The organism is Pseudomonas sp. MD195_PC81_125 (assembly GCF_014060985.1).
Taxonomy (GTDB): domain Bacteria; phylum Pseudomonadota; class Gammaproteobacteria; order Pseudomonadales; family Pseudomonadaceae; genus Aquipseudomonas; species Aquipseudomonas parakoreensis.
In genome coordinates, this window is sequence record NZ_JABULD010000602.1 from 1 (window position 1) to 5,956 (window position 5,956).

Consider the following 5,956-nt stretch of genomic DNA (forward strand, 5'->3'; position numbering starts at 1 on the left):
TGGCTTGCCAGCGATAGCATCGCAGCGGTTTCACTGACAGACCGCGTTGACTGCATCGCTGGCAAGCCAGCTCCCACAAGGTTATGCGGATTGTCGATGAACAGAGGTTCGACCTGTCATCTTCGGCAACGTAGAATGCGCGCCTTTCCCGGGCAATCGTCCCCACGATCGACGCCCGCGCATTCATCGGAGCACTTGACCATGACCGTCACCAAGACCAGCGAGTACCTGGAAACCCTTTACGAAGGCTACGGCCAGCGTTTTCGCATGGAAAAACTGCTGCACGAAGTGCGCACCGAACACCAACATCTGGTGATCTTCCAGAACCCGCGCATGGGGCGGGTGATGGCGCTGGACGGCGTGATCCAGACCACCGAAGCCGACGAATTCATCTACCACGAAATGCTCACCCACGTGCCGATCCTCGCCCACGGCACCGCCAAGCGCGTACTGATCATCGGCGGCGGTGACGGTGGCATGCTGCGCGAAGTGACCAAACACGCCAGCGTCGAGCACATCACCATGGTCGAGATCGACGGCACCGTGGTCGACATGTGCAAGGAATTTCTGCCGAACCACTCCAAGGGCGCCTATGACGATCCACGCCTGAATCTGGTGATCGACGACGGCATGCGTTTCGTCGCCACCACCACAGAAAAATTCGACGTGATCATCTCCGACTCCACCGACCCGATCGGTCCGGGCGAAGTGCTGTTCTCGGAGAACTTCTACCAGGCCTGTCACCGTTGCCTGAACGAAGGCGGGATCCTCGTGACCCAGAACGGCACGCCCTTCATGCAGATCGATGAAGTCAAAACCACCGCCGGTCGCCTGCGCAGCCTGTTCCCGGACTGGCACTTCTATCAAGCGGCCGTGCCGACCTACATTGGCGGTTCGATGACCTTCGCCTGGGGTTCGACCAACCCGGCCTACCGCAATCTGAGCCGTGAAACCCTGCAACAGCGCTTCATCGGCAGCGGCATCGTCACCCGCTACTACAACCCGGAAATCCACATCGGCGCGTTCGCGCTGCCGCAGTACGTGCTGCAGGCGATCAACAAGCCAAGCAACGACTGACGCACTATTCCCGGATCGGTGATAGATCCCCTGTGGTGAGGGGATTTATCCCCGACCGGCTGCGCAGCAGTCGTAAAATCGGCAGACGCGTTGGAACTGACACTATGCGTTCGCTGAATTCAGGGACGCTTCGCGCCCATCGGGGATGAATCCCCTCGCCACACAAGCCTGTTTCCCCATCGGTTAATTTTTTTTCATGTTCGTACGCCGCAATCCTTTTGAACGATCAATCTCGCCAAAAGTCGAGATACTAGTAAGCCCATTTGCGGGTTTGATCGAGGAGGCACCGATGCAAAAGTGGAAAGTCACTTTCGTGGACGATCATGGTGAAATTGTCGATGAGGTGTTCGAGCGCGCGGAATGCCCCAGTGATGACGAGGCTGCACGCCTGATCAAGGAACGGCTCCTGCCGGTGGCCGCCAAACTGGATCTGAACGATCTGGAAGGGCGAACCCCCGATGCGGGCGTCAAAAGCCTCGAAACCCAGAACAGCATCAAGATCCGCAGCATCACTCCAATCTGAAAATCTTCCTTTCATCCGCAACAACCAGGCCTTGGCAGCAGCTCTATCTTGGGGCTACTCTGCAAGCGAGATCAGCGAACGAATCGCTAAGGTCTGGTCTTGTCAGCTACATGCTTGTTTCCCGCCGGCAACCGGTTTGCCGATGTACTTCTGGCCTGTAAGGCCCGGGGCGGGAATACGGAAAGTCTATCCATCTATCCGAGGGGGACGTTTCATGAGCACAGCCTATCAAGAAGACATCAGCAGCAACGTACTGCGCCGCATGAAAGAAGGCGGTTTCGACTTTTCCCGGTTCCATCCCATCGAGTTCTACGCCATTTTCCCGGACGAGGAGCGGGCGCGCAGGGCGGCGGGCAAATTTCGTGGTGAATCCATCAATGCCCAGGTCAGTGCGCGCGAAGATGGCGCCTGGTCACTGGAACTGAGCAAAGTGATGCACGCGACCTATGACGACATTGGCGATTTCGAGCAGGGCTTTTCTGCCGTGGTCGAGCCGCTGGGCGGCATCATCGAGGGCTGGGGCGTCAAGCAGGAGGTGCGCAACCGCCATCGTCTGAACTGATCTCTGGTTTCAGGTATTGAGCAACGGCTGACCTTCGGGTTGGCCGTTGTCGTTTTCAAAGATCAAAAGATCGCAGCCTCCGGCAGCCCCTGCACCAATCACCTGCAGGAGCTGCCGGAGGCTGCGATCTTTTGCTTTTTTACTTTCAAAACATTTCAGAAAAGCCAAAAAAAAAGCCACCGGAGAGGGTGGCTAAAAGGGAAGACCGATAAGGAGAGGAAACCGGTCAGGGTTACGGCCTGCGGGGACTGCGCGGGCAGTCCGGATCAGTGGAGCTGAAGCCTTCAGTGGGGAAGTTTTCAGCGGATGCGCCGATTATCCGCAGCCCGGCGCAAGCAGTGAAATCAACTCTGACTATGCTGGTGATAGGCGATGCAGTGCGTCGCAATGAAGCGGGGGCAATCCTGTTGGAGCATTTGCCGCACAGGAATGGTGCGGTGTTTGCGGCTTGATTATCCAACCGATTGAAATCAAAGCGTTTATGCCGATGGCACGGGCCTTGCGAAGGCCTGTAGGTCCGGGTGACAAGGAGTACGGCATGATCCGCACCTATTTTGATGAAATGTACGATGCCGGCGGCCAGGTCCGCCCGCATTACCGGGAGTTCGCCCGCTGGCTTGCCGACACGCCTGACGAGTTGCTGGCGCAACGGCGGCGCGAGGCCGACCTGCTGTTCCACCGGGCCGGGATCACCTTCACGCTCTATGGCGACGAGCAGGGCACCGAGCGCCTGATTCCGTTCGACACCATTCCGCGCAGCATCCCCGCCAGCGAGTGGCGGATCGTCGAGCGCGGCTGCATCCAGCGGGTCAAGGCGCTGAACATGTTCCTCGCCGACCTCTATCACGAACAGCGCATCATCAAGGCCGGGATCATCCCCGCCGAACAGGTGCTGGCCAACGAGCAGTACCAGTTGGCGATGCAGGGCCTGGACCTGCACCGCGATATCTATTCGCATATCTCCGGCGTTGATCTGGTGCGCGACGGCGACGGCACCTACTACGTGCTCGAAGACAACCTGCGTACCCCAAGCGGCGTCAGCTACATGCTTGAAGACCGCAAGATGATGATGCGCCTGTTTCCGGAGCTGTTTGCTGCCCAGCGCATCGCGCCCATCGATCACTACCCGAACCTGTTGCTCGACACCCTGAAAAGCTCCAGCCCGATCGACGACCCGAGCGTGGTGGTACTGACGCCGGGGCGCTTCAACAGTGCGTTCTTCGAACACGCCTTTCTGGCACGGGAAATGGGCGTCGAGCTGGTGGAGGGCGCGGATCTGTTCGTGCGTGACGACAAGGTCTTCATGCGCACCACCGACGGGCCGAAAGCGGTGGACGTGATCTACCGGCGTCTCGACGACGCTTTCCTCGACCCGCTGGCGTTCCGCCCGGACTCAATGCTCGGCGTGCCGGGACTGTTGTCTTCCTATCGCTCGGGCAACGTGGTGCTGGCCAACGCCATTGGCACCGGCGTGGCGGACGACAAGTCGGTGTACCCGTTTGTCACCGACATGATCCGCTTTTACCTCGACGAAGAGCCGATCCTGAAGAACGTGCCGACCTGGCAGTGCCGCAACCCTTCGGAACTTTCCCACGTCCTGGCCAATCTGCCGGATCTGGTGGTCAAGGAAACCCAAGGCTCCGGCGGTTACGGAATGCTGGTGGGGCCGGCGGCGACGGCGGCGGAAATCGATGCATTCCGCGAGCGGATCAAAGCCAAACCCCACGCGTACATCGCGCAGCCGACGTTGTCACTGTCGACCTGTCCGACCTTTGTCGAAAACGGCATTGCACCACGCCATATCGACCTGCGTCCGTTTGTACTGTCTGGCCGCGAAACCCGGGTCGTGCCCGGCGGTTTGACCCGTGTCGCCCTGCGTGAAGGCTCCCTGGTGGTGAATTCCTCCCAGGGTGGCGGAACCAAGGACACCTGGGTGGTCGAGGATTGAAGGAAGCTTGCCATGTTAAGTAGAACTGCCTCGGATCTGTACTGGATGTCGCGTTACCTGGAGCGGGCGGAAAACCTCGCGCGGATGCTCGATGTCAGTTATTCGCTGTCGCTGATGCCGCAGGATGGTCGCGGCGACGGTCTGCACGAGCTGGCCATGCCGCTGCTGATTACCGGCACCCTCGACGATTACCTGGAGCGTCACGGCGAACTGCATGCCGAACGCCTGCTGCACTTTTTCGCCCTCGATGCGGCCAACCCGGCGAGCATCTACAGCTGTCTCGGCGCGGCGCGGGCCAGTGCGCACGCGGTGCGTGGACGAATCACCGCAGACATGTGGGAGAACATCAACGCCACCTGGCTGGAGATTCGCGGCATTGCCGAGCAGGGCCTCAGCCGATACGGCATGAGCCGTTTCTGCGAGTGGATCAAGGAGCGCTCGCACCTGTTCCGGGGCGCGTCCTACGGCACGATCATGCGCAACGATGCGTTCCGCTTCATTCGCCTGGGCACCTTCATCGAGCGTGCAGACAACACGCTGCGCCTGCTCGATGCGCGTTACGAAATGGCTGGCGATCAGGCCGAGGCCGTCAGCGACGGCACCGCCCACGCCTATTACCAGTGGAGTGCGTTGCTGCGGGCGCTGTCGTCATTCGAGGCCTACACCGAGATCTACCGCGACGCACCCGGCGCCCGGCATGTCGCCGAGCTGCTGCTGTTGCGTGCCGATGTGCCGCGCTCGCTGCGCGCCTGCACCGAGGAAATCGACCAGATTCTCGCCCAGTTGCCGGGGGCCAACGGCCGTCCGGCGCAACGTCTGGCCGCTGAGATGGACGCGCGTCTGCGCTACACCGGCATCAACGAAATCCTTGCCGAAGGTCTGCACGCCTGGCTCACCGAATTCATCCCGCTGGTGCGCCAGTTGGGCAACGCGATTCACAGTTCTTACCTGGAGGCTGCATGAGACTTTCCATTAGCCACGAGACCACCTATCACTATGAAGATCAGGTGCGGGCGAGCATCCAGTATCTGCGCCTGACCCCGCACGACAGCGAGCGTCAGCACGTATTGAGCTGGCAGCTTGACCTGCCGCGACCGGTGCGCGCGCAGCTCGATCCGTTCGGCAACATCCTGCATGTGCTGACCATGGACGAACCGCACGAAGCGATCATTATCGGCGCCCGCGGCCAAGTGGATATCGACGAATTGCGTGAGGCCGAGCATGAGAGTCAGTCGGCGCTGCCGTTCCTGCGCTTCACTCGCCTGACCGAGGCGGACGAAGCGTTGCGTACGTTTGCCGAAAAATCCTGCAAGCAGCGACGTGACCGCACAGCCCTGATCGATCTGATGCACGGCTTGAATCAGCACATGACCTACACGCCGGGCTCCACCGAAGTCGACACCAGTGCCGCCGAAGCCTTTGCCGGGCGCGCCGGGGTTTGCCAGGATCACACTCATGCCTTTCTCGCCTGTGCACGCAGCCTGGGGATCCCGTCACGCTACGTTTCCGGCTATCTGTACAGCGAGGACGCCGAGCATCTGGCCAGCCATGCCTGGGCCGAAGCATGGCTGGATGACGCCTGGTACAGCTTTGACGTGACCAACCAATTGGCCCGCCCGGAGCGGCACTTGAAACTGGCGGTGGGCCTGGATTATCTGGATGCCTGCCCGGTGCGCGGCATGCGCCGGGGCGGGGGGAGCGAGCAGATGCATGCGAAGGTGTTGGTGTCGCCGACGCCGACGCCGGTTATCTCCGTCCAGCAACAGTAATTGGCTGCACACAAAACCCTGTGGGAGCGAGCCTGCTCGCGAAAGCGGTTTATCAGTCAGCAATGAGATGTCTGAAA

At 60.4% G+C, this 5,956-nt stretch carries 7 protein-coding genes; 6 read left to right on the top strand and 1 reads right to left on the bottom strand.

Annotation, left to right across the window (positions count from 1 at the left end):
* Nucleotides 1-201 precede the first annotated feature (201 nt).
* From speE to HT737_RS24390, 3 genes are all read left to right on the top strand, one after another.
* Nucleotides 202-1,077 carry a polyamine aminopropyltransferase gene (gene speE, locus HT737_RS24380; protein ID WP_182404164.1) on the top strand — a complete coding sequence of 292 codons (876 nt, stop codon included), beginning with the start codon at nt 202-204 and terminating at the stop codon, nt 1,075-1,077.
* Nucleotides 1,078-1,366: 289 nt separating this feature from the next.
* On the top strand, nt 1,367-1,600 hold the full coding sequence (locus HT737_RS24385; protein WP_041068889.1) for a hypothetical protein: 234 nt from the start codon (nt 1,367-1,369) through the stop codon (nt 1,598-1,600).
* A gap of 214 nt (nt 1,601-1,814) precedes the next feature.
* Nucleotides 1,815-2,162: a ribonuclease E inhibitor RraB gene (locus HT737_RS24390; RefSeq protein ID WP_041068892.1), complete on the top strand. Its 348-nt coding sequence runs from the start codon at nt 1,815-1,817 to the stop codon at nt 2,160-2,162.
* 9 nt (nt 2,163-2,171) lie between these two features.
* On the opposite strand, the gene HT737_RS24395 is transcribed toward HT737_RS24390, so the two are convergent.
* A complete protein-coding gene (locus tag HT737_RS24395) occupies nt 2,172-2,330 on the bottom strand; it encodes a hypothetical protein (protein WP_182404165.1) in 159 nt (52 codons plus the stop codon).
* Nucleotides 2,331-2,700: 370 nt separating this feature from the next.
* Here HT737_RS24395 and HT737_RS24400 point away from each other — a divergent pair, with 370 nt between their 5' ends.
* Genes HT737_RS24400 through HT737_RS24410 form a run of 3 tightly spaced genes read left to right on the top strand, consistent with a single transcriptional unit; the run spans nt 2,701 to nt 5,879 of the window.
* A complete protein-coding gene (locus tag HT737_RS24400) occupies nt 2,701-4,110 on the top strand; it encodes a circularly permuted type 2 ATP-grasp protein (protein WP_041068899.1) in 1,410 nt (469 codons plus the stop codon).
* Nucleotides 4,111-4,122: 12 nt separating this feature from the next.
* On the top strand, nt 4,123-5,073 hold the full coding sequence (locus HT737_RS24405; protein ID WP_007960702.1) for an alpha-E domain-containing protein: 951 nt from the start codon (nt 4,123-4,125) through the stop codon (nt 5,071-5,073).
* On the top strand, nt 5,070-5,879 hold the full coding sequence (locus HT737_RS24410) for a transglutaminase family protein (protein WP_145593235.1): 810 nt from the start codon (nt 5,070-5,072) through the stop codon (nt 5,877-5,879). The genes HT737_RS24405 and HT737_RS24410 overlap by 4 nt, the downstream gene beginning before the upstream one ends.
* Nucleotides 5,880-5,956 lie beyond the last annotated feature (77 nt).